The 25,337-nt window shown below is 65.4% G+C and carries 22 protein-coding genes; 8 read left to right on the top strand and 14 right to left on the bottom strand.

Annotation, left to right across the window (positions count from 1 at the left end):
- Positions 1–103: 103 nt before the first annotated feature.
- From ubiE to ABIE56_RS21525, 4 genes are all read right to left on the bottom strand, one after another.
- A complete protein-coding gene (ubiE, locus tag ABIE56_RS21540; protein WP_429245859.1) occupies positions 104–850 on the bottom strand; it encodes a bifunctional demethylmenaquinone methyltransferase/2-methoxy-6-polyprenyl-1,4-benzoquinol methylase UbiE in 747 nt (248 codons plus the stop codon).
- Positions 851–863: 13 nt separating this feature from the next.
- Complete coding sequence (gene plsB / locus ABIE56_RS21535) at positions 864–3,458, bottom strand: glycerol-3-phosphate 1-O-acyltransferase PlsB (protein WP_429245858.1); 2,595 nt, start codon at positions 3,456–3,458, stop codon at positions 864–866.
- Positions 3,459–3,490: 32 nt separating this feature from the next.
- On the bottom strand, positions 3,491–4,468 hold the full coding sequence (locus ABIE56_RS21530; protein WP_429245857.1) for a hypothetical protein: 978 nt from the start codon (positions 4,466–4,468) through the stop codon (positions 3,491–3,493).
- Positions 4,469–4,711: 243 nt separating this feature from the next.
- On the bottom strand, positions 4,712–5,629 hold the full coding sequence (locus ABIE56_RS21525) for a 5'-nucleotidase, lipoprotein e(P4) family (protein ID WP_429245856.1): 918 nt from the start codon (positions 5,627–5,629) through the stop codon (positions 4,712–4,714).
- Between the two features lie 146 nt (positions 5,630–5,775).
- Here ABIE56_RS21525 and ABIE56_RS21520 point away from each other — a divergent pair, with 146 nt between their 5' ends.
- Together ABIE56_RS21520 and ABIE56_RS21515 are read left to right on the top strand one after the other, a co-directional pair.
- Entirely contained in the window at positions 5,776–6,792 is a 1,017-nt protein-coding gene (locus ABIE56_RS21520) for an AI-2E family transporter (RefSeq protein WP_429245855.1), read from the top strand.
- 50 nt (positions 6,793–6,842) lie between these two features.
- Positions 6,843–7,862 carry an AI-2E family transporter gene (locus ABIE56_RS21515; protein WP_429245854.1) on the top strand — a complete coding sequence of 340 codons (1,020 nt, stop codon included), beginning with the start codon at positions 6,843–6,845 and terminating at the stop codon, positions 7,860–7,862.
- Positions 7,863–7,953: 91 nt separating this feature from the next.
- On the opposite strand, the gene ABIE56_RS21510 is transcribed toward ABIE56_RS21515, so the two are convergent.
- The gene (locus ABIE56_RS21510) at positions 7,954–9,948 is read right to left on the bottom strand and encodes a UvrD-helicase domain-containing protein (RefSeq protein ID WP_429245853.1); all 1,995 of its coding nucleotides are present in this window, start codon (positions 9,946–9,948) and stop codon (positions 7,954–7,956) included.
- A gap of 142 nt (positions 9,949–10,090) precedes the next feature.
- Here ABIE56_RS21510 and ABIE56_RS21505 point away from each other — a divergent pair, with 142 nt between their 5' ends.
- Both ABIE56_RS21505 and ABIE56_RS21500 read left to right on the top strand, forming a co-directional pair.
- A complete protein-coding gene (locus ABIE56_RS21505) occupies positions 10,091–10,744 on the top strand; it encodes a thymidine kinase (RefSeq protein ID WP_429245852.1) in 654 nt (217 codons plus the stop codon).
- Positions 10,741–11,514, top strand: coding sequence for a hypothetical protein (locus ABIE56_RS21500; RefSeq protein ID WP_429245851.1), 774 nt, complete (start codon positions 10,741–10,743; stop codon positions 11,512–11,514). Before ABIE56_RS21505 ends, ABIE56_RS21500 begins: the two co-directional genes overlap by 4 nt.
- On the opposite strand, the gene ABIE56_RS21495 is transcribed toward ABIE56_RS21500, so the two are convergent.
- The 6 genes from ABIE56_RS21495 to ABIE56_RS21470 form a co-directional block, all read right to left on the bottom strand.
- The gene (locus ABIE56_RS21495; RefSeq protein ID WP_429245850.1) at positions 11,515–12,759 is read right to left on the bottom strand and encodes a hypothetical protein; all 1,245 of its coding nucleotides are present in this window, start codon (positions 12,757–12,759) and stop codon (positions 11,515–11,517) included.
- 90 nt (positions 12,760–12,849) lie between these two features.
- Complete coding sequence (gene mutM / locus ABIE56_RS21490; RefSeq protein ID WP_429245849.1) at positions 12,850–13,662, bottom strand: bifunctional DNA-formamidopyrimidine glycosylase/DNA-(apurinic or apyrimidinic site) lyase; 813 nt, start codon at positions 13,660–13,662, stop codon at positions 12,850–12,852.
- Positions 13,663–13,705: 43 nt separating this feature from the next.
- Positions 13,706–14,173, bottom strand: coding sequence for a hypothetical protein (locus ABIE56_RS21485; RefSeq protein WP_429245848.1), 468 nt, complete (start codon positions 14,171–14,173; stop codon positions 13,706–13,708).
- Between the two features lie 2 nt (positions 14,174–14,175).
- Positions 14,176–15,522: a GldG family protein gene (locus ABIE56_RS21480; protein WP_429245847.1), complete on the bottom strand. Its 1,347-nt coding sequence runs from the start codon at positions 15,520–15,522 to the stop codon at positions 14,176–14,178.
- Positions 15,522–16,277 carry an ABC transporter permease gene (locus tag ABIE56_RS21475; protein ID WP_429245846.1) on the bottom strand — a complete coding sequence of 252 codons (756 nt, stop codon included), beginning with the start codon at positions 16,275–16,277 and terminating at the stop codon, positions 15,522–15,524. Before ABIE56_RS21475 ends, ABIE56_RS21480 begins: the two co-directional genes overlap by 1 nt.
- Positions 16,274–17,005, bottom strand: coding sequence for an ABC transporter ATP-binding protein (locus ABIE56_RS21470; RefSeq protein ID WP_429245845.1), 732 nt, complete (start codon positions 17,003–17,005; stop codon positions 16,274–16,276). Before ABIE56_RS21470 ends, ABIE56_RS21475 begins: the two co-directional genes overlap by 4 nt.
- A gap of 236 nt (positions 17,006–17,241) precedes the next feature.
- On the opposite strand from ABIE56_RS21470, the gene ABIE56_RS21465 reads away from it, so the two are divergent.
- A complete protein-coding gene (locus tag ABIE56_RS21465) occupies positions 17,242–18,435 on the top strand; it encodes a DesA family fatty acid desaturase (protein ID WP_429245844.1) in 1,194 nt (397 codons plus the stop codon).
- Between the two features lie 117 nt (positions 18,436–18,552).
- On the opposite strand, the gene rpmG is transcribed toward ABIE56_RS21465, so the two are convergent.
- Both rpmG and rpmB read right to left on the bottom strand, forming a co-directional pair.
- Positions 18,553–18,717, bottom strand: coding sequence for a 50S ribosomal protein L33 (gene rpmG / locus ABIE56_RS21460; protein ID WP_331642276.1), 165 nt, complete (start codon positions 18,715–18,717; stop codon positions 18,553–18,555).
- Between the two features lie 11 nt (positions 18,718–18,728).
- Positions 18,729–18,965 carry a 50S ribosomal protein L28 gene (gene rpmB, locus ABIE56_RS21455; protein ID WP_139979130.1) on the bottom strand — a complete coding sequence of 79 codons (237 nt, stop codon included), beginning with the start codon at positions 18,963–18,965 and terminating at the stop codon, positions 18,729–18,731.
- A gap of 309 nt (positions 18,966–19,274) precedes the next feature.
- Between rpmB and secB the strand changes: the two genes are divergently transcribed.
- The 3 genes from secB to ABIE56_RS21440 all read left to right on the top strand — a co-directional run bounded on the left by secB (position 19,275) and on the right by ABIE56_RS21440 (position 23,950).
- The gene (secB, locus tag ABIE56_RS21450) at positions 19,275–19,766 is read left to right on the top strand and encodes a protein-export chaperone SecB (RefSeq protein ID WP_247432222.1); all 492 of its coding nucleotides are present in this window, start codon (positions 19,275–19,277) and stop codon (positions 19,764–19,766) included.
- A 3-nt stretch (positions 19,767–19,769) separates the two neighbouring features.
- Complete coding sequence (locus ABIE56_RS21445; protein WP_429245843.1) at positions 19,770–20,807, top strand: NAD(P)H-dependent glycerol-3-phosphate dehydrogenase; 1,038 nt, start codon at positions 19,770–19,772, stop codon at positions 20,805–20,807.
- A gap of 119 nt (positions 20,808–20,926) precedes the next feature.
- A complete protein-coding gene (locus tag ABIE56_RS21440; RefSeq protein ID WP_429245842.1) occupies positions 20,927–23,950 on the top strand; it encodes a DEAD/DEAH box helicase in 3,024 nt (1,007 codons plus the stop codon).
- A 175-nt stretch (positions 23,951–24,125) separates the two neighbouring features.
- Here the strand turns inward: ABIE56_RS21440 and glk are convergent, their stop codons facing one another.
- Positions 24,126–25,169 (bottom strand): glucokinase, encoded by a 1,044-nt coding sequence (gene glk / locus ABIE56_RS21435; RefSeq protein WP_429245841.1) that lies wholly within the window; start codon positions 25,167–25,169, stop codon positions 24,126–24,128.
- Positions 25,170–25,337: the final 168 nt, after the last annotated feature.

The raw sequence follows: 25,337 nt of genomic DNA, 5'->3' as shown, positions 1-25,337 counted from the left end.
ACGAGGAACCTTAGCGTATGTCGGGGTGCCTCAACTACTTCGTGTAGGCGAAGCACCCGGAGCTATGTCAGCTGAGTTCCCGCGCCTGGGCTAGGGCGTCGCCTTACAGCTTGTAACCGCGATGGATGGCGACAATGCCGTTGGTGAGGTTGCGAACCTCGACGTGACCAAAGCCAGCGGCAAGCATCATGTCCTTCAGGGTCGCCTGGTCCGGGTGTTTGCGGATTGATTCGGCGAGGTACCTATAGCTGTCCGAATCGTTTGCGAACAGGCGCCCAAGGCGCGGCAGGATCTGGAACGAATGGATGTCGTACAGCTTCGAAAGCAGCGGGCTCTGTACCTTCGAGAACTCGAGTACCAGCAAGCGTCCGCCCGGCTTGAGGATGCGCTGCATGTCGGCAAGCGCCTTGTCCTTGTCGGTGACGTTGCGCAGGCCAAAGGCGATGGTAACCGCGTCGAAGCTGTTGTCCGGGAAAGGTAGGGCCTCGGCGTTCATCTGCGCCCAGCGCAGGCCGGATACAAGCCCGCGATCCGTCAGGCGGTCGCGACCCACGCCCAGCATCGCGGCGTTGATATCACCGACCACTACCTCGCCCTCGTCGCCAACCACAGGCTTGAGCAGCGCAGCGATGTCGCCGGTGCCACCGGCGAGGTCGAGCACGCGATCGCCGCGGCGCACGCCACTGACGGCGACGAAGTGACGCTTCCACAGCCGGTGCACGCCGAACGACATCAGGTCGTTCATCAGGTCGTAGTTGCCGGCCACCGAGGTGAATACCTGGCCGACGAGCTTCTGCTTGTCGCCGACGGGCACGTCGCGAAAGCCGAAATGGGTGGTCTTGTTTTCCATGCCGCGCTGTACCTCAGTGTTCTTCGTGGTGGCGCTGCTTTTCGTTCGCCACATGGCGATCGTGCAGCGACTCTGCCGTGGTTTCGCCGGGATCGCTCGGCGGGCGGGCGTCCAGGTCGCGTTCGTTGTCGCCGCCCGGGGTGATCTTCAGGATCGAGTGGCGGACTTCGCGAGCCAGGATGACACGCGCATCGCGCACCATGTCTTCCAGGGCATCGCTGAAATCAAGCTTGCCGTTTGCATCGGTCCATACGACCTTGGCTTCGCGCAACTTCTGGATGAAGCCGCGGAACAGGGCTTTGTCGAAGAACTCCGGCGCAGAGAGTTCGTTGAGCATCCCAAGGCGCTGCGCGGTAAGCGTACAGGCGGTCTCGAGCTCACCGGACGACATGGTGTGCGGGCCGTTCTTCACCAGCGCCGCGATAGCGATGTAGTAGCGTTCGAACGCCTGAAGCATGCTGCGGGCGATGACGCGGAGCTGGTAGGCGCCATCGTCCTGGCCAGGCCCACGCTCAAGCACGCGCCCTTCGGACGAGGACTCGAGGATGCCGCGGCGGACGAAGAACTCGATGGTGTCCTGCACCTGCTTCGCGAAGCCTTCGTCATCCCATGGCAGGAACAGCTCACCCTGGATGAACGGGTAGATGATCTTGCCCAGGCGCAGCACCGAGGAGCGCGACATGCGCCGGTTGTTAAGGAAGCACGCGGCCACCCACGCGGCCGCGGCGTTCAGGTGCAGCACGTTATTGCGGAAGTAGGACAACAGCACCGCCTGCTCACCCTCGGTGACCAGCACGTCGCCAAGTGGATGGCGTACGCGGCGGATCCAGCCCATCTGTTCACCGTAGGCAATGATGCCCTGCGGGTTCATGGGCGTGATGGTCACGCGATCGGAGTAGGGCAGCTCCTGGAACAACGCCTTGGTCAGCTCCAGCTGCGCCAGCAGATCGTTCTCCGCCATCGCGTGCTTGGGCGTGGCCAGCAGCGCCAGCGCCAGCAGGTTGATGGGGTTCACGTCCGCCGCGCGGTTGATGTTGATCTGGATTTTCTCGGCCAGGTCATCCACGACGCGGTTGAGCCATTCCGGCTTGGTGTCCGGATCGGTGGTGGTCTCGCGCCAGTTGGATGCCACGTCGTCGAGCATGGGCGTCAGCAGGATCGGTTCGCCGAAATTCAACGTGACGTGCCCGTAGCGCTGGCGCAGGACCTTAAGGCCACGGATGAGGCCAAGGAGCGATTCCTTCTCCTTCGGCTTACCCGACAGCTCGCCGACGTACGACTTGCCTTCCATCAGTTTTTCGTAGCCGATGTACACCGGCTGGAACATCACCGGACGGCGCGGTGCGCGCAGGAAGGCACGCACCGTCATCACCAGCATGCCCGCGCGTGGTGCAAGCAGGCGGCCGGTGCGAGAACGGCCACCCTCGATGAAGTACTCGAGCGGTACGCCACGATCCACCAGCTGCGCCAGGTACTCGTTGAACACCACCGAGTACAGCGCATTGCCCTTGAAGCTGCGGCGCAGGAAGAACGCGCCACCGCGGCGAAGGATAGGGCCAACCACCGGCAGGTTGAGGTTGACGCCCGCGGCGATGTGCGGCGGCACCACGCCCGAGTGGTGCAGCTGGTACGAGAGCAGCAGGTAATCGGTGTGGCTGCGATGGCACGGCACGTACACCACCTCGTGGCCAGGCGCAGCGGCGCGGGCCTTGTCGAAGTGATGCATGGCAATGCCGTCGTACAGCTTGTTCCAGAAGTTCGACAGCAGGAACGACGTGGAGCGCACGACTGGGTGCGAGTAATCGGCCGAGATTTCCAGCGCCAGATCGCGCGCGCGGCGTTCCGCCTTGGCCTGGCTGATGTTTTCCTTGCTGGCCGTGGCGGCGATGGCATCGCGCACGGGCTGCGCGTTCAATACCGAATCCACCACCGTGCGCCGATGCGAGAGATCGGGGCCGATCACCGCGGCGCGGATGCGGCGGAAGTGCGTGCGCAGGACGCGGGCGATCTTCCGGGTGAGCCGCTCGTTGGTGAGGCCCTGCGATTCGGACAGCACGTTACGCAGTGATACTGGTTCGGAGAAGTGCACGACGGTGTCGCGGCCGTTCAGCAGCAGGGCTAGCATGCGGCGGAAACGGCCGACCACCAGCCAGTTCTCAGCGAACAGCACGCTGAACCAGCCGCTCTCGCGGTTGGGTGCACGCCCCACGTAGATCGATACCGGAATGACCTGGATATCGCGGGAGGGATCGTCCTCGATGGCACGGATGAGCTGGCCGATAGGCTCCTTGGGGCCGCGCGAATCAGTGCGGCCAAACAGCCAGCCGTGCTGGCGGCTGAGCGAGAACACCGAGCGCCGGCGGCGGCCCGGGAGCTCCAGCAGCTGCATGGGGCTGGGCAGGCCGGCCTCACGGCAGGCACGTTCGAGAATCAGGGCATCGGAGGTGCCATCACGCTCAATGGCGTAGCACACGGCGGCACCGCTCTTGAGCAGGCTGGCAGGCTCCGCCGGCTCGCGCTTGATGCGAACCCACGGCTCAAGCAAGCGCCCCAGCAGTTTGAACCACCAGGGGGAGCGGGCGACCTGGGCGTGCGAATCCGCACTCATGGGTAATTCGGACATCGTGCGATTGTACGGCTTTAGCGGGTCTTCGCGGCCGCCACGGGGGCCGTGGGGTCGCGTGGCGGGGGTGCGGCCGTGGTCGCGGGTGCCGGTGGCGGCACGCTCGTAGCAGGCGCGGGGTTCAGTTTCACGTGCTGGTTGCGCACGCTCTGCAGCAGGTCGCTGTCGTACCAGCGGCCATCCAGCAGGACCAGGGTGGCGTCGGTCTGGATGGGCTTATCCAGCAGCGTGTAGGTGATTTTGACGTGGGCGGTGCCGCCGGTGTTCTCCAACGTATCGATACTGATTGATTCGAAGGTCTTGTCCAGCGACAGGCCATAGACATTGAACAGGTTTTTCAGCCCGAGCCACATGGCGGAATACGAGGCCATGGACTGCGCGAAATCCATGGAGTGAAGGGCTTCGGGCGTGGTGAGGTGTGCCTTGCGTGCGGTATCCGCCAGCACGGCGACAGCCTGCTTTGCCTTGTCCTGGTCACCCCACGGCACGGTCTGCGCCCATGGCGCGATGACGTTCACCGCTTCGCGCAGCTGCCGCTTCTGGGGAATGGTGAGGTCCTTGGCCTGGTCGATAGCGGTAAGCGCCATGGATTGCGCCACGCCGGTCACCAGAGGCATCTGCTCCTTGTATTCGCGATCGAAGCGAACCAGTGTCGGGCGCAGGTCGGCATACAGCTTCTTCTCCGCATCGGGCTCGGTCAGGCGCTTCACGCCGTTGGCGAACTTCGCCCGGTCGTCATCGTTGATGGGTTCTTCGGCCGCGTTGCGCTTGGGCCAGTCAGCTTTCAGCGCGGCGAAATCGGCCGGGGGCAGGGCGTGCTGCCAGAACATATCGAACTTGCCATCGCGGATGAGTTCGAGCGAATCGCGCACGGCGTCTTCCGGCGAGCCGCCGCCCGGGGTGCCCGGGGCTTCCTTATGCCGGTTGCAGCCTGCGACCAGGATCAGCGCCAGCGCCGATACCAGCACCCAGGCCTTGGGGATGATGCGCTTCATGGGTAGGTCGTCCGACACCGGCGGGGGAGGCGAGCGTACGAGGGGCGCGGGCGGCCCACAAGTGGCCCCGGATAAAGAAAAACCCCGCTGACGCAACGTCTCGCGGGGTTATCCGGCCCGAAGCCGGTAAGGGAAATGGCCTTGCCTGCTTTGCTTTACGCACCGCAGGTTTCGGCGAGACAAATGATAGTTGGACGACATTGCTAAAGCAATATGTCATCAAACTATGCTTAAACCATTGATTTAATTGGTTCGGAGTGCGTCGATCTTCTTCTGGCGACGCTCACCACGGGGGAGAGTGTAGTCGTTATCGAACAGGGCGGGTTCCCAACTGCCGTAGGTCGGGTTAGGCAGCACGAACCAGCGCTCGCCGATCCAGGCGGTGTACGGGGCCATGGCCTTGGCCCGGCCTTCGGCCGTGTTGCCGTAGACGTTGGCGAAATCGCCGATCTGGTCGCCGAACTGCATCAGCACGCGGTACTTGCTCGCGATGAGCTGGCGACGGCAGCCCTTTTCGCTACCCGACTGCTCGCAACCTTCAACAAACGTGCCCAGGCCCAGGAACGATTCCTTGCCAGCCACCGGGAAGCCGGCCTTGCGCAGGTTTTCCAGGGTGGCGTCGTTGAGGTCCTTGGCGCGGTTGGAGATGAAGATCACGGCGATGCCGTGCTCGGACGCGAACTTCGTAAAGGCCACCGCGCCGGGCAGCGGCTTCGCCACGCCTTCCTGGCACCATGCGGCCCATTCGGCTTCGTTGTACTCGCCGCCCGAGCGGATCAGGCGGGCCTGGTAGGGCGAGTTGTCCAGCGCGGTTTCATCCACGTCCAGCACCACTGCGGGCTTCAGGCCCTTCAGCGATTCGTGCGCCGCGCGGTCATCCTTGGCCAGGGCATCCCAGCCGGCATCGGCCTTTGCCTTGAGAAGTTTCTCCTGCGCGTCGCGGAACGTCTGCAGGTAGATGAAGTCGTGCTCGTTCGAGGTCTGCGACCAGAGGACGGCATTGAGGTTATCGTCCGCGGCAGGCCCCTTCGCGACCGGCTCAGCGGCTGGCGCGGCCTGCGGCGCGGGCGTGCTTGCCGCCGGGGCATGCGGTGCCGATGCACAGCCGGCCAGGGCGAAGGCGAGTGCGGCCGCCAGGGCGGCCGGGGTGAACTTCATCATGGGATTCCCTTGGAAAAACGGGCGCCTGTGCCCGAGGGCCGGCGATTGTGGCGGCAGTTTACGACAGGGTGACGACGGCGGCACAGCTATAGCGCCTGCCCCCCGTGTCCTGACAGACTGCGCCCTCACACACGACGAGCCTGTCCATGGATGCCGAAACCCGGACCCGCGCCGTGCGCACCGCCAGCTACATCCTCGCTGGCGTCGCCCTTCTGCTGGTGATGTTCCTGCGCCTGCTGCCCGCCCTGCTTGCGGGCCTGCTGGTCTACGAGGTGGTGGTATCCGTGGCGCCGTTGATGGGGCGCCGCCTGTCGGGCGAGCGCGCCCGTATCCTGGCTGTGGCGCTGGTGGGCGTGGTTGTGGTCGGGCTGCTCACCCTACTGATCCTGGGTGCGATCAGCTTCTTCCGCACGGAGATCGGCAACCCCGCCGACCTGTGGCAGAACAAGCTGATGCCGATGGTGGAGCGTGCCCGCCAGCAGTTACCGCCCACCATCGTGGGCATGCTCCCCGATAGTGTCGATGCCCTGCGGGTGACTGCACTGGATTGGGTCCGCTCGCACGCGGTCGCCCTGCAACTGGCCGGCAAGGAAGCGGCGCGCGTACTGGTACATATCCTGCTCGGCCTTATCCTGGGCGCGTTCGTTGCGCTAAGCCGCGCCCGCCCCACCCACCAGATCGGCCCGTTTGCTTCGGAACTGGGCCTGCGTTGCGCGCGCCTGGCTGATGCCTTCCACAATATCGTCTTCGCGCAGATCAAGATCTCACTGGTCAACACGGCTTTTACCGCCATCTTCCTGGTCGTGGTGCTCCCCCTTTTCGGCCAGCACCTGCCGCTGACCAAGACGTTGATCGTCATCACCTTCATCGTCGGGCTCCTGCCGGTTATCGGTAACCTGCTCTCCAACACGGCCATCACCATCGTCGGCCTGTCGGTCGGCCTGTATGTCGGCCTGGGCGCCCTGGCGTTCCTTATCCTCATCCACAAGCTGGAATACTTCCTCAACGCGCGCATCGTCGGCGGCCAGATCCGTGCCCGGGCGTGGGAGCTGCTGGTAGCCATGCTGGTCTTTGAGGCAGCCTTCGGCTTGCCCGGGCTGGTCGCCGCACCCATCTTCTACGCCTACATCAAGGCTGAACTGGAAGCCGAGCGCTTGATCTAGCGTTCATCGCCCGGCTGCTGGAATCCGCCCACCTTTGAAGGAGTTCCAGCATGGTCAGCGTGCCGGGCGATTCCCGCGCTATTCGCGTCGCCACCTATATCCTCGCCGCGCTCGCGCTGTGGGGCATCCTCATGTTGCACCTCATCTCGGCGCTGCTGGCAGGGCTGCTGGTCTATGAGGTGGTCGAGGGCATGACACCCCTCATCCGCCGTGCGATCCCCGGGGAACGGGCGCGCCTGATCGCCGTGGGTGTCGTCACCGTCGTGGTGGTGGGGGTGATCGTGCTGCTGGTGGTGTCCGGGCTCAGCTTCTATCGCCACGACCTGGGCGACCCGCAACAGCTATGGGACGAAAAACTGTTGCCCTTGCTGGATAAGGCGCACGAGCAACTGCCAGCGTGGATCACCTCGAACCTGCCGGACAGCTTCGCTGACTTCCGTTCACAGGGCGTAGGTTGGGCACACGAGCATTCGGGCGACCTGCGCCTGATGGGCACGACGGCGGCGCGCGTCTTCGCACACATCCTTATCGGCCTCGTGCTGGGCGCGATTGTCGCGGTATCCCATGGCAGCGGCGGCCGGCCGACCCGCCCGCTGGCTTTCGAACTTTCGATCCGCGCGACGCGCCTGGCCGATGCGTTCCACAACATCATTTTTGCCCAGCTGAAGATCTCCGCGATCAACACCACGCTTGCCGCGCTGTTCCTGCTGGTGGCGCTGCCCATCGCCGGCGTTCACGTGCCGCTGGCTAAGACCCTGGTCATTGTCACGTTCGTGGTCGGCCTGCTGCCGGTCGTGGGTAACCTCATTTCCAATACCCTGGTCACCATCGCCGCGCTATCGGTGAGCCTGTGGGTAGGCGTGGCCGCACTGGGCTTCCTGGTGGTCGTGCACAAGCTGGAATACTTCCTCAACGCACGCATCGTTGGCGGGCAGATCCGCGCGCGCACGTGGGAGTTGCTTGTCGCGATGCTTGTCTTCGAAGCGGCTTTCGGCATCGGTGGCCTGGTGGCGGGCCCGATCTACTACGCGTACCTGAAGAGCGAGCTGGAAGCTGAAAACCTGATCTAGGACAGCCCCTGTTGGAGCGCGCTTGCGCGCGATGGGTGCTTGCCGCAAGGCCCGCTCGCGCGCAAGCGCGCTCCTACAGGAGTGAATGTCGTCACCCGTTGCCGGCCAGCATCGCGCGGATGCGTGCCATGTGCGATTCGGCGGTTTCCTTCTTCACCTCGGCATCGGCTTCCGGATCCTGCCCGTCCCAATGCAGGTCGTCGTCCGGCAACTCGTCGAGGAAGCGGCTGGGATCGTTATTGAGCACTTCGCCGTACTTGCGTGAGCGCGCGGCGAACGAGAGCGTCAGCATTTCCTTCGCGCGGGTAATACCCACGTACATCAGGCGGCGCTCTTCATCCAGGCGGCCTTCGTCGATCGCACCTTCGTGCGGCAGCGTGCCGTCCTCACAGCCCACGATGAAAACAAAGCGGAACTCCAGGCCCTTGGCAGAGTGCAGGGTCATCATGCGCAGCGCGTTGCCCGGGTCGTCGCGATCGGCGTGGCTGAGGAGCGCGAGCTGCTGGGCGATATCGCCCGTGCGCCCACCATCGCGGCCCATGGCGCGGAACCAGTCGATCAGCTCGCGCAGGTTGGCCAGGCGCCGCTCGCGCAAGGCGTCATCGGTGGTCGTCGCAGCGATATGCGCACCGTAGCCGGTCTTCTCGATCACGGTGTTGACCAGGTCGGCCGCGCTTTCGTGAACGGCGTGGCTGCGCAGTTCATCCATCAGGCGGGCGAAGCCAGCGAGCGCCGAGGCAGGCCGCGCGGAAATGTTCTTCAGCGCACTATCGCTGCGTGCGGCATCGAGCAGCGAGGCGTTGCGCGCCTGCGCCATCTCACCCAGCTTTTCCAGCGAGGTCGAACCGATCTCACGCTTGGGGACGTTCACGATGCGCAGGAACGCCGCGTCATCGGTGGGGTTCGTCAGCAGGCGCAGGTAACTCAGGATGTCCTTCACTTCCTGGCGATCGAGGAAGGAAAGGGCGCCGCTGAGGTGGTATGGCACACGTGCAAGGCGCAGCGCTTTCTCGAGCGGCCGTGCCTGGAAGTTGCCACGGTAAAGGATGCAGAAATCATCCCAGCGGCAGCCCTTGTCCTTGAAGCGCTCGTGCAGGCTCGCGGCGATGGCGGCAACTTTCTCCGCTTCGTGGTCGTTGTCCTTGCACTCGATGACGCGGATGGGCGGCCCTTCGATATGGTCGCTCCACAGCTTCTTTTCGTGCACGTGCGGGTTGTTCGCGATCAGCTTGTTCGCCGCACGCAGGATGCGCTTGGCACAGCGGTAGTTCTGCTCGAGCTTGATCACCTTCAGGTGCGGATAGTCACGGCCGAGCTGGTCGATGTTCTCGGGATTCGCGCCACGCCACGCGTAGATACTCTGGTCATCATCGCCCACGCAGGTGAAGCGCGCCTTGGGTCCGGCGATCGCCTTCAGCAGGCGGTACTGCGCGTCGTTGGTGTCCTGGTATTCGTCCACCAGCAGGTAGCGCAGGCGCTCCTGCCAGATCGCACGGGCGTCGTCATCCGCTTCAAGGATGGTGAGGGGCAGGCGGATCAGGTCGTCGAAATCCACCGCGTTGAACGCGGCCAGGCGCTTCTGGTACAGGTCGTAGATCGTCGCCGCTTCCATCTCGCGCGCCGTGCGGGCGGCAGCCATCGCCTGATCGGGCGTGAGGCCGCCGTTCTTGGCCTGGCCCACCAGGTTGCGGATGCCCTGGATCACCTCGGGCTTCACGCCCTTGGGCGAGAGCTCCTTGATCATGTTGGCGCTGTCGTCCGCATCCAGCACCGAGAAGCCGCGGCGCAGCTGCGCGCGCTCGTGCTCGATCTGGAGGAACTTGAGACCCAGCGCGTGGAACGTGCACACGGTAAGGGCGCGGGCCGATTCGTCGGAAATCAGCTTGCCCACGCGCTCACGCATCTCCTTCGCCGCCTTGTTGGTAAAGGTGATCGCAGCGATCTTCTCGGCGGCCAGGTGGCGGCGTGAGATCAGGTGGGAGATCTTCTCCGTGATCACGCGGGTCTTGCCGGAGCCGGCGCCAGCGAGCACAAGGAGGGGGCCGTCGCAGTACTCGACAGCCGCGTGTTGTTGCGGATTCAGCATCGGGATCGGCCGGGAAAGGGCGGGCGAACGAAGGGGCCGATGGTAGCAGGAGCGCCCCCGGGGCGCCCGGGCCCTCCCGGGGCCGGCTGGCCCAGGCGGGGGCCGGATTCGCTAACATGTCCGGTCCAGACCAGGAACGCGCATGGCCAAGCTGTACTTCTATTACTCGGCAATGAATGCCGGCAAGACCACGACCCTGCTGCAGAGCGCCCATAACTACCATGAGCGCGGCATGCGGACGCTGATCCTCACCCCGGCGCTGGATAACCGCTATGGGGAAGGCATCGTGGCCTCGCGCATCGGCCTGCAGGCCCGCGCCATGCGTTTCGCGGGCGACGAGGATATTTTCAGCATCGTAGAGCAGGACCTTGCCAAACGCGGCGCCCTGCACTGCGTGCTGGTGGATGAGGCCCAGTTCCTGAGCAAGAACCAGGTGTGGCAACTCTCGGACGTGGTCGATCGGCTGAACATCCCGGTGCTGGCCTATGGCCTGCGCACCGATTTCCGCGGGGAGCTGTTCGAAGGCAGCCGCTACCTGCTGGCCTGGGCCGATAACCTGGACGAGATCAAGACGATCTGCCACTCCGGCAAGAAGGCCACCATGGTGGTCCGCGTGGATGAACACGGCCGTGCGGTGACCCAGGGTCCGCAGGTTGAGATCGGTGGCAACGACCGCTATGTCTCCGTGAGCCGCGCGGAGTTCAAGAGCATCACCGCGGGCGAAGGCCGCATCGAGCTGCAGCAACCCGTGCTGCCGCTGGGCGAAAGCGAAACCACCGAAGGACACAACGCGTGACCGAGACGACGCCCACCGCCGCCGCATGGCCGCGCCCCCATTGGCACCCCAGCGATGAGCAAGGCGTGCTGCTGTTCTTCGTGTTCGGCAGCTTTGCCGAGGATGTGGCCATCCCCGCCATGAAATATGGCAGCCCCGGCTTGCCCGAAGGCGTGGAAATGCAGCGCATGCAGAACATCGTGCTGGCGCGCTGGGAGGGCTATCCGCTGGCGGGCGCGCTGGGCGAACTGCTGAAGGAAGATAGCCCCGAGGCGTTCAAGGCCGCGAAGGATGCGCCGCACGTCATGGTGATCCGCGGTCGTTTTCCCGATCGCGATAGCCTGGATTACCTGCGCGATACGCTCGGCGTCGTCGCTGCGCTCACCGATGTGGGCGGCAAGGTCGTGGTGGATCCGCAGATCCTCACGCTTTTCAGTGCAGAGGACTGGCGCGAGCACTATCTTGTCCAGGGCGGCGCACCCACGCGCAACCATGTACTCATCCTGTGCAGCCCCGAGGAAACCAAGGGCCGCTCGTGGATCCGTACACGCGGCATGCGCAAGTTCGGCCGTCCGGATGTGAGCATTACCAACGTGCCCGACCGCGAAATCGATCGCGCTGGCGCGCTGGCCGAGCGCTTTGTCGACCTTGGCGCGCTGGGCGCTCACTTTGAGAACGGCCAGGAAATCGAGGTCGATGGCGTGGCCGGTGGTCTCACCGTGGCGTTGAGCGGCGATGAGACCGATCCGCGCTTCAACAATTCCCACGCGGCCATGCGCTGGACTGATTGATCAACGCGGTGGCGGCTCGAACGCGACGTGGGTGATCCCACGCGACGGGCCGCCATCACGGATCTCCGCCATCACGTGGTCATCCGCTTGTGGCGTATCGAACCGCGCGACGAGTGCCCGCTCTCCCGCGAGATCATGGCGCACATCCACCGTCATACGCGGCGCCCGGCGTGAGATGCCATCGCTCAGGGTAATGCGCGTGCCCGCGGGCACGTCGCGAATCACCGCTGAGCGCACGCGCCGCGGCGGGCACCGGTCAAGATCGTTCTCGTCGAGATCCACTGTGCGGCGGCCCCCTGCCGCTACGGCGCAGAGACGTTCGCCCGCTCCATCCACGCCATCGAAGAACTCGATCGTGCCCAGGTTCAACGCCGCCACCACGCTGCCGACCTGCCCCGCTTCCACGAAATCCACGGCGACATAGTTTGGTTTGCGACCCGCCTCTGGGGCGCATGCGTCGTCTATCCGCGCGCGCAGCGTGTCGTAGCGGTTATCGAACCAGGAGTGGCCGCCCAGCGGCACGCCATGGAAATGGTTCATGACAAACAAGCGTGGCCATGCCTGGTCGCCCGATGTGATGGACGCGCCAAGCGATTGGCCTTCCCAACGTGAGCGGCAGCTCGTGTCGTGTTCGGCGATGCTTGCGCCAAGGCTCCACTCATTCTCCGAGGTGTAAGCCCGGTCAAACAGTACGTGAGCGAGGCCTGCAGCGGTTTCTATCGCGCCCGCATTGCGATAGTGCTGGCTGAGGATCACCAGGCGCTGGCCGGCATCGGCCATTTGCCGCAAGGTTGGCCAGGTGGCGGTATCCCAGCTGGCCGGGTTGAACGTTAGCGCTACGGCATCGGGTGCGTGCGCGAGCTCGGCGGCGAGGGCCTCGCGGCTGACCGGATCTTCCAGGTGCAGCGTGACGACGGTATGGGACACACTGCGTACGTAGGGGAGAATCTCATCGTTGAGCACGTCCGCGAACGTGGGTTCCAGGCCCACGCATGTGCCGTGGCAGAGCCTCACCCGGCCCGCGCTCTCATGCAGGTCCAGCATGAGCCCGCGCACGCCGGATTGCAGTTGCCGGCGGATCGCGAGGGTCTGGTTTGGGAACAGGCCGGGCGAGTTGACGAAAGCGTTGTGTGCGGTGAGCCAGGTGTACTCGTGGAATGGCCGGTCGACATCAACGGCAAACGGCACATCGGCATAGGCCGAGGGCGAAGCGCAAACCAGCGCCGCCAGTAGTAGCTTTTTCATACGCATCCTTGCGTGGGGTGGGGAGCGCTCAGCCTAGATGCGAATCCGCCGCGATGAGAAGTCAGTGATGGATGACGCTCGTGTAGGCGCTTACCTCTGGCAGCCCGGACACCAGAACGACGCGCGCTGTCCGAGTGTGACGACACGGATAGGTGTGCCACATACCTTGCATGGCTCGCCGGCGCGCCCGTAGGCGAAGAGTTCCTGGAAGAAATATCCCGGCGCGCCATCGGGCGCCAGAAAATCGCGAAGCGTCGTGCCGCCGCGCGTGATCGCGTAAGCGAGGATGCGTTTTATTTCCGCAGCAAGGCGCACATAGCGCTCGTATGACACCTTGCCCGCCGCGCGCCGTGGATCGATGCCCGCGGCGAACAACGCCTCGCTGGCGTAGATGTTGCCGACGCCCACCACCACGGCGTTATCCATGATGAAGGTTTTCACTGCGGCGCTGCGGCCGCGTGACAGTTCGAACAGGCGTTCGCCGTCGAACGCATCGGTCAGTGGTTCGGGCCCAATGCCTTCCAACAACTCGTGCGTCTCACCCGGCATCTGCCACAGGAGTGCACCGAAGCGGCGGGGGTCGGTGAAGCGCAGGACCTTGCCGGTGTCGAAGGCGATATCGACATGATCGTGCTTGGCGATGGGGGTGTCGGCAGGTAAGACGCGCAGCATGCCGGACATGCCCAGGTGCAACAGGGCGGTGCCCGCGCCCGTCTTCAGCAGCAGGTATTTGGCGCGGCGATCAACGCTGTCCACCACCTGGCCAGGCAGAAGGCTGGAAACCTCCGGCGGGATGGGCCAGCGCAGGTCGGGGCGGCGCAGCACGACGCCCGTCACGCGGTGGCCCTCGATATGCGGGGCGATACCGCGGCGGGTGGTTTCTACTTCGGGCAGCTCAGGCATGGGAGCAATGTGGGGTGCGGCGGCATCGCGCGCAAGCGCCGTTTCACATGGGTTGGGTCGGCAGGGCCTGGGTTCGTGGCGCGCGGGGCATGGCCTGGGCCGGAATGAAGGCGATGCGGTCGCCCACGCGTGCGTAGCGCTGGCGGCCCAGGGCGGCCAGGTCGCCGTATTCGATACGTGTGCCATCCAGGGTCAGCACGGCGAGCGGCGGCGCCAGGCCGAGCTTGGCGGGGTCGAAGTCGCCAGCGGGTTTCCATTCGGTCACCGGCGTCTGCGCAAGCTGCGCCAGGTCCGCCGGGCGCCCCTGGTCGTTGCCGTTCCAGCTGTCGCCTTGCCGTTCGAAGTGCTGCGCAGGCAGGCCCTTCATCGTAATGTCGATGCGCCGCACGGTCGCCGGATCAACGGAGGTAAGCGTATGTGCGAGTACGTCCGCATCATCGGTGCGCAGCTGCCACGCGACGGCGCCAATGAGTGCAAGCACGATCGCCATCCCGATGATCCGGCTACGCATGCTCAACGCCTCCGGCGACGCCAGGCGACGAAGCCGCCCGTTGCCAGGAGGAGGACGGGCAGGGCGAAAAGGAAGCCGAAGGTGATGCCGTTCAGGCCGTCCTGCGATACCGTCACCACGCGATCCGGCGCGCCGCGTGCAGGCAGGTCTACCAGCACGTCATCGCCCAGAAGCCAGTTGAAGATACGTTCGCCAAGGGCGCGATTGCCGCCGTTGCCAACGTAGGTGTTGGAAAGGAAATCACCGTCGCCGATCACGACGGCGCGCTGTTCGCTCTTGGCCGGGCTGGGCGAGAGCCGGTTGAGCGCGAAGCCGAAATCCAGCGGTCCCTTCAGTTCGCCCGCCTCTGGGTGGAAGGCGATCGTCGAGGGCTTGTCGTTGTCGATACCGCCGAACGCGGTCCAGCTGCGCTCACCGGAGCGCAGGAAGGGCACCACCGCCCAATCGTGGTCGGAGACCTGCGCGAGCGCCGATGCCTGGGGGAATAGCGTCGTGTCACGGAACGCGCGGGTGATCGCATGGAAGGGGTAGTCCGCCGCGACGACCAGCCGGGGATCCTGCACGTTCAGCGTGCTGCCCTGGCCATCGACCAGGACGCCCGGAAGGACGCGTACGCCCAGCACATCGGCCAGCGCACCTGTGCCAAGGTCTTCGTTGCCCGGCTCGGTGAGCCACAGCAGGTTGCCGCCGCCGTGCACGTAATCGACCAGGGCGCCTGCGGCCTGGGGCGTCAGTGCTGCCGTCGGGCTTGCGAGCACCACCACGTCGGTGTGTTCGGGCACGCCCTGCGTCTGGCTGAAATTCAGCGGCACGGCGCGCACGCCACGGCGCTCCATCTGGCGCATGAACGTGCCCAGGTCCGCGTTCGCGATGCCATCGGCCTGGCGTTCGCCATCGCCGGTGACAAACGCGATGATGCGCTCGCCGCCGCGTGCGAGACGTTCCAGCGCGTTCGACAGGTTGCGCTCGTTGATCGGGCTCTCCACGCGTTCCTCGCGGCCCTTGTAGTGCACGATCAAGGCGCCATCGCCGCTGATGCCCAACTGGCGCGAAGCGGCAGGATCCTTGTCGGGGTCGACGAACGAGAGCTTCAGGTCATGCTTCTCGCGGCTATAGCGCTCGATGACGGCGGCGGTCTGTTCGCGCAGGGGCCCGGTGGGTGAGAGATAGCCGATGACATCCACATCGCCGGGCAGCTTGGAGAGCACGGCAACGCTTTCGGGTGCAAGGCTGGCGCGCGCACCGCGCGTCCAGTCGGCCGTCCAAACATGGCGCGAACTCAGGAAGCCGATGCAGCCGGCGGCCACAAACAGCCCGATGACGACGAGCCAACGATCAAGGCGGCGCATTACTGGCGCTCCCGGTCAGCGCCAAGGCGGCGTGTGGCGAGGATGAGCGGCAGCGCGATCGCCAGTGCGAACCAGATCAGGTCCTCTGATGTCACCAGGCCGCGCAGCAGGTTCTGCAGGTGGGTCGCCATGGTCAGCCAGTTGAGGAAGCCACCGCTCACGCCGGCGGCCTGCGCACCGCGATCGATCGTCCACAGCGCAAGCGTGATGATGAGCGCCATGGCAGCGGCGATGGCCGGGAACGCCGTGGCGGCCGAGCAGGCCAGGCCAATCGCGGCGAGCGTGGCCAGGATGAGTGCGGTGCCAAGGGTGGCGGCGGCCAGCTTGCCCCAGTCTGCGGTGGCGCTGAAGCCGACCACGAGTGGCATCGCCAGCGTAACGAGCAGCCACAGGCCCAGCCAGGCAAGCACGGCGAGGTACTTGCCGGCCACGATGCGCCACGGCGCCAGCCCGGTTGAAGCCAGCAAGGCCAGGGTGCCGGTGCGGCGTTCCCCGGCGAGCAGCGACATGGTCATCAGCGGCACGACCAGGAAGGAAAGTTTTACCAGTTCGGCCAGCAACGGAATGGCGACAAGATCGGTGAACCCCGGCGCGTCGGCAACGGCGGCGAGCTTCACCTGCATACCGAGGAACTGGCCCAGGCCGAGAACGAAGGTCCAGGCCAGCCATGCCATGGTGAGCGCGGCCAGCGCCCAGGCGAGGGGGCGTACTGCCAGGCGGCGCAGTTCAAGGCGGGTAACGGCGGCGAGGCTCATGCGGCCGCTCCCGTGGCGATGGTGAAGAAGGTGGCCTCGAGCGTCTTGCCAGCGGTCTCGCCGCCGAGTGGCGCGTCGTAGCGCAGGCGGCCTTCGTGAAGGATCGCCACGCGGTCGCATACGGCGGTTACTTCGGCGAGCACGTGGGTCGAAAGGATGACGGCCGTGCCCGCGGCGGCGCGTTCGCGGATCAGCTTGCGTAGTTCGCCCACCTGCACCGGATCCAGGGCGTTGGCCGGCTCATCCAGGATGAGCAGGGCCGGCTCGTGGACCAGGGCGCAGGCCAGGCCGAGGCGCTGGCGCTGCCCCTGGGAGAGCACCCCGGCGAGGCGGCGGCGCAACTCACCCAGTTGCAGGCGCTCCATGATGCGGTCGGTAGCCACGCGGGCATCCCGGCGCGAGGCGCCGCGTAGCGTCGCGAAGGCCTGCAGGTGTTCTTCCACAGTGAGCTCAGGCCACAGCGGCGCGCTCTCCGGCAGCCAGCCCAGCAGGCGCCGGGCAATGCCAGGTTCGGACACGAAGTCGCAGCCATCGAGCCGGATCGTGCCCTGGTCAGGCTTGAGGGCGCCCGCCAGCATCTGCAACGTGGTCGATTTCCCGGCGCCATTGACGCCCAGCAGGCCGAGCACTTCGCCACGGTTCAGCGAAAAACTGACCTCCGTCACCGCGGCGCGCCCGGCCCGGCGGCGCGAAACGCCGGCGACATTCAGCAAAGCGGTATCGATCATGCGGCTAAATCGCCCAATGTCGCGCAAAGCGCGGGAACCTGCGGGCATCGTGCCGGCTGGTCTTCACGTGGCTGAACAAGGGGGGTCGCAGTCATCCGGCGATTGTGCGGAAAGCGGCGCAATTCCCACAACCATGGGCTTCACAATTTGCCGCGATCCGTGCTGGTGGGTATGGAATGCCGCATATAGACTGCACAACTGTACATCCCCTTCACTACCCAAGCGGTAACGACTCGATGTTCGACACGGTGCTCGACTTCCTGGCCAACGGCCTTACCCGCGCGACATGGGGTGAGATGGTGGTCTACATGCTCGTGGTCACCCAGCTCACCATCTTCACGGTGACGCTGTACTACCACCGCAGCGCCACTCACCGCGGCGTGGATTTCCACTGGACCCTCAACGGCTTCTTCCGTTTCTGGGGCTGGCTCACCACCGGCATGGTGGTGAAGGAATGGGTGGCTATCCATCGCAAGCATCATGCGAAGGTCGAGACCGAGGAGGATCCGCACAGCCCGCAGATCTTCGGCATCAAGAAGGTCTTCCTCGATGGCGTGTCGCTGTACCGCGAGGCCAGCTACAACAAGGCCGACATGGAGAAGTATGGCCGCGGTACGCCGGATGACTGGTTCGAACGCAATGTGTTCGGCAAGCATCCGTACTGGGGCCCCGTGCTCATGGCCGTCATCAACGTCTCGCTGTTCGGCGTGATCGGCATGGCGCTGTGGGCTATCCAGATGCTGTGGATCCCGTTCTGGGCCGCCGGTTTCGTCAATGGCATCGGCCACTGGTGGGGTTACCGCAATTTCGAAAGCAGTGACACGGCCACCAACATCTCGCCGTGGGGCTTCTGGATCGGCGGCGAAGAGCTGCACAACAACCACCATGCGTTCCCGAGCTCGGCGAAGTTCGCCCTGCGCAAGTGGGAGTTCGATATTGGTTGGGCAGCGATCTGCACGCTGCGCGCCGTGCGCCTGGCCAAGGTGCTCCGCGTGGCGCCCACGCTGAACATCCGCCCGAACGTGCACCTGCCCGATGCGGAAACGCTGAAGGGCGTGCTCACCCTGCGTTTCCAGGCCACCACCGACTACTACCGCAACGTCATCCTGCCGACCATGCGCGAAGAAGTGGAACAGGCGGGTGACCGCATGAAGGCCATTCCGCGCCGGCTGCGCCGCGCGCTGGCCGATGGTGGCCGCTGGCTCGACAACGATGCGCGCGAGCGCATGCACGCGGCGCTGGCCAACCGCCCGGCCCTGCAGACCGTGTGCGATTTCCGCGCCCGCCTGGTGGCGCTGATGGAAGAGCGTGGCGCCGACAAGGCGCTCAACGCCCTGCAGCAGTGGATCCACGAGGCGGAAGAAAGTGGCATCCGTTCGCTGCAGCAGTTCGCCCAGCGGCTGAAGGGCTACTCCGCGGTCGGCGCGTAACGCCCGCTCGTCGGGCTACGCAAAAAGGCCCGCCATCTGGCGGGCTTTTTTTGTGCGATGACATCCAGAACGGGGGGCGAAAAAAAACCCGCCTTTCGGCGGGTTTTCTCAAGATCATTACTTGATCTTGCCTTCCTTGTAGATCACATGCTTGCGGATGACGGGATCGTACTTCTTGATCTCCATCTTTTCCGGCGTGTTCTTCTTGTTCTTGTCCGTGGTGTAGAAGTGCCCGGTACCCGCAGAGGAGATCAGGCGAATCTTATCGCGCTTGCCAGCCATTGTCGGACTCCTTAGATCTTCTCGCCACGGGCACGGAGGTCGGCCAGCACGGCTTCGATGCCGTTCTTGTCGATGGTGCGCAGGGCGTGGTTAGAAACGCGCAGCTTGACCCAACGGCCTTCGCTGGCGACCCAGAAGCGACGCTCGTGCAGGTTCGGCAACCAGCGGCGACGGGTCTTGTTGTTCGCGTGCGAGACGTTGTTACCGGTCTGCACACCCTTATTGGTGACTTGGCATCTACGGGCCATGTGGCCTCCTTATAGATTCTGTTTGACCGCCCTTTGGCCAGGGTGGCGACGGCCCAGCAGCACGGCCCGTGGGAACAGGGGTGCCACGCGATGGCTGGAGCTGGAGCGTTTCCGCCAGTTCGAGGCCCACATCGCGTGATGGACCTGCCCGACAAAGCGGGTTGGCATAAGGAAGCCGGGCATTCTCCCAGATAACTCCCCCTTCACGCAAGCCGGATGTGCGCTTGCCCGGGTTGTGTGAAACAATCCCGGCTTTCGCGCCGCTGGCGTGAATCCATACCCAACGACGCAATTTTGAGGACCACACCCATGGCAGAGTTCAACGCCAACGGCCAGGCCGGCCAGCCCCAGCTCGTTCTGCAGAAGATCTACGTGAAGGATGCTTCCTTCGAGGCGCCCAACGCCCCGCAGATCTTCCAGGAAATGGGTGAGACCGAGGCCCAGCCCCAGGTCCAGCTGAACCTGGGCCACAAGGCCGTGGACCTCGGCAACGACCTGTTCGAAGTGGTCCTGTCGCTCACCCTGACCTGCGCCCTGGGCGAGCGCACCGCCTACCTGGCGGAAGTGCACCAGGCAGGCATCTTCGGCATCGCCGGCTTCACCGACGAAGACCGTGACGGCATCCTGGGCTCGTACTGCCCGAACCTGCTGTTCCCGTACGGCCGCCAGATGGTCTCGGCCATGATCCAGGAAGGTGGCTTCCCGCCGTTCCTCCTGCAGCCGATCAACTTCGATGCCCTGTACGCCGAGCAGCAGCGCCAGCAGGTCGAAGGCGCCGGTACCCATTCGCTCAACAGCTAAGCCGTGACCGCTCCTTCCCGACCCACCGTCGCCGTCCTCGGCGCCGGGTCCTGGGGCACCGCGCTGGCCGCGTTGCTGGCGCGTAATGACGTCCCCACGCGCCTGTGGGGGCGTGACGCCAGCGCCCTGGCCGAGATGGCCGCGGCGCGGCGAAACCTGCGTTACCTGCCCGATCTGGATCTCCCGCCGGAGCTCACCTACGAGGCCGACCTCGCCACCATCCTGCGTGGCGCGGCGATCGTGCTCATCGTGGTGCCCAGCCACGCGTTCGCCTCGGTGCTGGACGAGATCATCCCGATGCTCGACCCGGGTGCCCGCATCTCGTGGGCTACCAAGGGCTTCGAGACCGGTACCGGGCGTTTCCTGCACGAACTGGTCAACGAAAAACTGCCCGGCCATCCGGCCGCGGTCGTTACCGGGCCGTCGTTCGCCCGCGAAGTAACGGCGGGCCTGCCGAGCGCGGTGACGGTACATGCCACGGATGAGGCGTTTGGCAAGGAGCTGGCGGTATTGCTGCACGCTCCGAATTTCCGTGCGTACACCGGCCACGACATCCTGGGTGCCGAGCTGGGTGGCGCCATGAAGAATGTGCTGGCGGTGGCCACTGGCGTGGCCGATGGCATGGAGCTGGGCCTGAACGCCCGGGCCGGCCTGATCACCCGCGGCATGAACGAGATGCTTCGCCTTGGCGTAGCCCTCGGCGCCCGCGCCGAAACCCTCATGGGCCTGGCGGGCCTGGGCGACCTGGTGCTCACCTGCACCGGCGATCTGTCCCGTAACCGCCGCCTGGGCCTGGCCCTTGGCAAGGGCATTCCTTTGCAGGAAGCCATTCGCCAGATCGGGCAGGTGGTTGAGAGCGTGGTCACCGCCGATGAAGTGGACCGCCTGGCGGTGGCCCACGGCCTGGATCTGCCCATCTCGGCGGCCGTCAGGGATGTGCTGCACGGCAAGGTCACCCCGGAGGAAGGCGTGCGCCGCCTGATGGGGCGTGAGCAGAAGGCTGAATACCCGGTCGACCTGTTCGCTGGCCGGCGGGGCTAGGCACCCGCCAGCCTCGCCCTTCGCTGAACCGGGCCGGTCCCGGGTAAAAAGTCCTACGGGCACATCACGGTCCCTTTGCTAAGCTTCCTGTTTTGGTCGCGCAGGCGAGACCGACACGGATGCATCAACCGGACGAAAAGCGCAGGCGAAACGGCCCGGCAGGCGACCTCCCGGTGGCCTGGCAGCGGGCCATGGGTGGCATTGCGCCGGCTGCGGCAGCGGCTACGCCCTCCACGGATCGCACGGTGCTGGGCTTCTTCCTCGAAGGGGTCAACGACGACCACGAGCCGGCCGCCCGGCTGGACGTGGCCCCTGTACTGCTCACTCTGGGTGAGGATGGACGGTTCTCGCGGCCGTTGCCGCTGGACAGCCGACACCTTCCGGAGTCGGTTCTCACTGTGACTGAGAAACGCCTGGCCGCCACCGTGCTGGGCCTGCCGCAGACATTGCGCAAGAGCCGCAGCTACGCACGTTTTGCCGGCCCCCTCGGCGATCAGTTGCTGACCGAAGTATTGGATTCAGCCCCTTGCTTCTTCGGCGGCGTGGCCGGCCTGCGCTTGTCGCGCGGCGCCCCACACGCACTGCGCTGGCGCTGGAGCGTTGAAAAGGACGGCGGCCAGAAACTGCTCCCGGATGTTCCCTCGAGCCAGCGGCTCTTCCGGGTCGGCACACTGTGGTTCCTGGATGCGGAGCACGCCGAAGTGGGCCCGCTGGAAGGGGATCCCGCCGAAAGCGCCTGGCTGGATCTCCCGCCGCTGCCACCCGAGAGCACCGGCACCTTCGTCTCGGGCATGGGTGGGGCAGGTGTGGGCGCACGCGTTCCAGCGCCCCAGGTATTTGGCGAGATGCGCCGCGCCGAGGTGTCGCCGCGCCCCGTGCTGACCCTGCACGCGCTGACCCGTCACGCCCGCCTCGCTGCGGGCACGCCGCCACTGGCCTACGGCCGGCTCTCCTTCGATTACGCCGGCGAGCGCCTGCCTGGCCGTGGTGGCGAGCCCCTGGTGCGCCGCGTACGTAACGGCGTGCTGCTGGAAATCACCCGCCGCCGCGCCGAAGAACTCGCGAGCATGGAAACCCTGGAGACCGCGGGCCTCAACCCGGCGGTGGATACCGAGGGTTTGCCGTGGGACATGGCCGATACGCTGCCCGATGATGCCTGGCTGTTCCCGGGCAAGGGCTACGCCGGTGCCCTCGAAGTCAACACGCCGGCGCGCTGGCTGGCGCTGCGGCCGAAACTTGAAGCCGATGGCTTCATGCTCGATTACGCGCCCAGCTTCCCGTTCGAAGTACTGGAAGGCCCGGTGCACTGGTATGGCCAGGCCCGCGAAGACGATGCCGATCGTGCCTTCGACCTGGAAATCGGTATCGAGGTGGAAGGCCGCCGCGTGAACCTGCTGCCCGCCGTGGCGCAAGCGCTGGCCGAACACCAGCTCAGCCTCAGCCCCATGCCGGGCGAGGCTGAAGATTCCGTCTGGTACGCGCCGGTCGACGATCGCCGCCGTGTGCCGGTTCGCCTGAAGGAGCTCCGCGACCTGCTTGCGCCGCTGGCCGAATACCTTGAGAAGCCGCGCCAGCAGTTGCACCTGCCGCGGGTGCAGGCCGGCCGTCTTGAAGAGCTTGCGCAGGCACTGCCCAGCGGTGGTTCGTTCGAAGCGCCCGAACGCCTGCGTGGGTTCACCAAGCGCCTGCGCGAAGCCGCGGAACGCGCGAGCGATGCCGTGCCCGAGCTACTGCAGGCGGAGCTGCGCGGTTACCAGCGCGATGGCCTGCGCTGGATGAATGCGCTGGCCGAAGCCGGGACCGGTGGTGTGCTTGCCGATGACATGGGCCTGGGCAAAACGCTGCAGCTCATCACGCACCTGCTCGCACTGAAAGAAAGCGGGCAGCTCGATGCACCGGCACTCGTTGTCGTGCCCACCAGCCTGGTGCCCAACTGGGTTTCGGAAGTAGCGCGTTTTGCACCGAGCTTGCGCCTGCTTGCATTGCACGGTCCGCAGCGCGCGGAAACCTTCACCCGCATGGCGGAGAACGACGTCATCCTCACCACGTACGCGCTGTTGCCGCGTGATGTGGAAGCGTTGAAGAAACAGCCGTTCTCGCTCGTGGTACTCGATGAAGCGCAGCAGGTAAAGAACCCGCGTACGCAAGCGCGTCGTGCATTACTCGCACTGAAGATCCCGCGCTGCCTGTGCCTGACCGGCACGCCGCTGGAAAATCATCTGGGCGAGCTCTGGTCTCAGATCGACCTCGCCGTGCCGGGACTGCTCGGTGATGAAGGCGCGTTCCGCCGTCACTACCGTGCGCCGATCGAGAAGCACCAGGACACCGCGGTGCAGGAGCGCCTCAACCGGCGCATCGCCCCATTCATCCTGCGCCGTACGAAAGCGCAGGTGGCTTCCGAGCTGCCGGCCAAGACCGAAATCACCCGCCGCGTCGTCATGGAATCGCGCCAGCGCGATCTGTACGAAAGCCTACGCCTGTCGCTGGCTGAGGAATTGCGAGAGGTGATCGCGCAACGCGGCATCGCCCACAGCGGCATCGTCGTGCTCGATGCGCTGCTGAAGCTGCGCCAGGTCTGCTGCGATCCACGCCTGGTGAAACTGGAAGCCGCGCGTGGTGTACGCGAATCGGCCAAGTTCGAACTGCTGATGGACATGCTGCCGGCGCTGCTGGCCGAAGGCCGCCGTGTCCTGCTCTTCAGCCAGTTCACCGAGATGCTCAAGCTCATCGCCAGCGAACTCGATCGCCGCCGCCTGAGCTACGTTACGCTCACCGGCGAAACGCGCGACCGCGCCGAGCCCGTGCAGCGGTTCCAGGATGGCGAAGTACCGCTGTTCCTGCTGTCGCTGAAAGCGGGTGGCGTGGGCCTCAACCTCACCGCCGCGGATACCGTCATCCACTACGACCCGTGGTGGAACCCGGCCGCCGAAGCGCAGGCCAGTGATCGGGCCCACCGCATCGGCCAGGACAAGCCGGTGTTCGTCTACCGCCTGATCACGGCTGGCACGGTCGAAGAGCGCATCGAAGAACTCAAGGCCCGCAAGGCCGAACTCGCCGATGCGGTGCTCGAAGGCGGCGGCAGCCGCGAACGCCTGAGCTTCGACGAAAGCGACCTGGATGCGCTGCTCGCCCCGGCGAGCTGAAAGGCGTTAAACGAAAAGAGGCCGTGCACCACATCTGGCTTGATGTGGTGCACGGCCTCGTCAGCATAGATCGCCGCTGAAGGTTTGCGCACAAGGTTCGCTCCTACAAGGTCATGGAACGTTACCCATGCTCTTGTTGGAGCGCGCCTGCGCGCGATTGGCGTAGCAGGCTAGCTTAGCGGCGCAGCGGCGTGCCGCCGGCCTCGACGATCGCCAGCGCCGCACCACCGATGAGGCCCGGTTCCGGGTTCATGATGGCCTGGGTGGGCACGGCTTCCATGGTGTCGCGGAAGCGGCCCTTGGCTTCGAAGCGCTCGCGGAAGTGCTTCTGGATCCACGGCAGCAGGATCGGGGTCATGCCGCCGGTGAGGTACACGCCATCCCACGCGCCCAGCGTCAGCACCAGGTCGCCCGCGACGCTGCCAAAGATGCCGGCGAACGTTTCCACGGCGCGCTGGCACATGGTGCACGTACCGTCGGTGGCGCGCTTGGTGATGATTTCCGGCGTAATGCCTTCTTCCGGCTTCTGGCCGGAGATTTCGCAGATCGCTTCGTACAGGTTCTGCAGGCCGCCGCCGCTGATCAGGCGCTCGTTCGAGACGCGGCCGTAGCGCAGGTTCAGTACCTTCAGGATCTCGATATCTTCGGCGCTGTGCGCGGCGAAGCCGGCGTGGCCGCCTTCGGTCTGCAGCACGCTGACCTTGTCGCCACGGATGAGCAGGCCGCCCACGCCAAGGCCGGTGCCCGGGCCGACGACCACGAAGGTCTGCTCTTCCTTGGCGCCGATGCGCGGCACGGCGGGGTTGCCGACGCGGGTGAGCTCGGTGTTTCCGTGCTCATCGACGACCTTGTCCGGGCTCATCAGCATCACGGCCATGGACTGCGCGGCGAAATCGTTCACCAGGTGAACCCACTCGAGGTCCAGGTCGGCGGCAAGCTTGTGTGCGGAGATGGCCCAGGGGTTGTTGGTGACCTTGACCGTCTCACCGTTATCGATACGGCCGGCGGCGGCGATGATGGCGCGCTGCGCCTCATGCCCGGTTTCCTTGAAGTACTGCTTCGCGGCATCGGCCAGCGAGGCGTAATCCTTGACGTGGTAGCGCCGGATGCTTTCCTGGATAAGCGGCTGATCGGCATCGGGATGGGCGATGCCAAACCGGACATTCGTGCCGCCGAGGTCGGCGAGCAGGGTCGGCGCCGCGGCGCTAACGTTAGCCATGATGGGAAACCTGTCGTGTCACGGAAGCCCGCAAGGGTGCCTCTTGCGGGGGCTGTCGTCTAGTGACGGTTTGCTCTTCACTCCGTTGACACGGCCGGGGAGTCCTGTTGGGGCCGTGGATCCGACACTTTGACGTAAACGATTACGTTGGCAGAATACTCCATCGCC

It is taken from the genome of Luteibacter sp. 621 (assembly GCF_050435445.1).
Taxonomy (GTDB): domain Bacteria; phylum Pseudomonadota; class Gammaproteobacteria; order Xanthomonadales; family Rhodanobacteraceae; genus Luteibacter.
The sequence above is the reverse complement of the archived record's forward strand: the minus strand, read 5'-3'. Positions and strand labels throughout refer to the sequence as shown.

Excerpts from the sequence above, each read along its gene's own strand:
- ubiE (WP_429245859.1), bottom strand. The coding sequence starts at position 850 with ATGGAAAACAAGACCACCCATTTCGGCTTTCGCGACGTGCCCGTCGGC.
- plsB (WP_429245858.1), bottom strand. The coding sequence starts at position 3,458 with ATGAGTGCGGATTCGCACGCCCAGGTCGCCCGCTCCCCCTGGTGGTTC.
- ABIE56_RS21530 (WP_429245857.1), bottom strand. The coding sequence starts at position 4,468 with ATGAAGCGCATCATCCCCAAGGCCTGGGTGCTGGTATCGGCGCTGGCG.
- ABIE56_RS21525 (WP_429245856.1), bottom strand. The coding sequence starts at position 5,629 with ATGATGAAGTTCACCCCGGCCGCCCTGGCGGCCGCACTCGCCTTCGCC.
- ABIE56_RS21520 (WP_429245855.1), top strand. The coding sequence starts at position 5,776 with ATGGATGCCGAAACCCGGACCCGCGCCGTGCGCACCGCCAGCTACATC.
- ABIE56_RS21515 (WP_429245854.1), top strand. The coding sequence starts at position 6,843 with ATGGTCAGCGTGCCGGGCGATTCCCGCGCTATTCGCGTCGCCACCTAT.
- ABIE56_RS21510 (WP_429245853.1), bottom strand. The coding sequence starts at position 9,948 with ATGCTGAATCCGCAACAACACGCGGCTGTCGAGTACTGCGACGGCCCC.
- ABIE56_RS21505 (WP_429245852.1), top strand. The coding sequence starts at position 10,091 with ATGGCCAAGCTGTACTTCTATTACTCGGCAATGAATGCCGGCAAGACC.
- ABIE56_RS21495 (WP_429245850.1), bottom strand. The coding sequence starts at position 12,759 with ATGAAAAAGCTACTACTGGCGGCGCTGGTTTGCGCTTCGCCCTCGGCC.
- mutM (WP_429245849.1), bottom strand. The coding sequence starts at position 13,662 with ATGCCTGAGCTGCCCGAAGTAGAAACCACCCGCCGCGGTATCGCCCCG.
- ABIE56_RS21485 (WP_429245848.1), bottom strand. The coding sequence starts at position 14,173 with ATGCGTAGCCGGATCATCGGGATGGCGATCGTGCTTGCACTCATTGGC.
- ABIE56_RS21480 (WP_429245847.1), bottom strand. The coding sequence starts at position 15,522 with ATGCGCCGCCTTGATCGTTGGCTCGTCGTCATCGGGCTGTTTGTGGCC.
- ABIE56_RS21475 (WP_429245846.1), bottom strand. The coding sequence starts at position 16,277 with ATGAGCCTCGCCGCCGTTACCCGCCTTGAACTGCGCCGCCTGGCAGTA.
- ABIE56_RS21470 (WP_429245845.1), bottom strand. The coding sequence starts at position 17,005 with ATGATCGATACCGCTTTGCTGAATGTCGCCGGCGTTTCGCGCCGCCGG.
- ABIE56_RS21465 (WP_429245844.1), top strand. The coding sequence starts at position 17,242 with ATGTTCGACACGGTGCTCGACTTCCTGGCCAACGGCCTTACCCGCGCG.
- rpmG (WP_331642276.1), bottom strand. The coding sequence starts at position 18,717 with ATGGCTGGCAAGCGCGATAAGATTCGCCTGATCTCCTCTGCGGGTACC.
- rpmB (WP_139979130.1), bottom strand. The coding sequence starts at position 18,965 with ATGGCCCGTAGATGCCAAGTCACCAATAAGGGTGTGCAGACCGGTAAC.
- secB (WP_247432222.1), top strand. The coding sequence starts at position 19,275 with ATGGCAGAGTTCAACGCCAACGGCCAGGCCGGCCAGCCCCAGCTCGTT.
- ABIE56_RS21440 (WP_429245842.1), top strand. The coding sequence starts at position 20,927 with ATGCATCAACCGGACGAAAAGCGCAGGCGAAACGGCCCGGCAGGCGAC.
- glk (WP_429245841.1), bottom strand. The coding sequence starts at position 25,169 with ATGGCTAACGTTAGCGCCGCGGCGCCGACCCTGCTCGCCGACCTCGGC.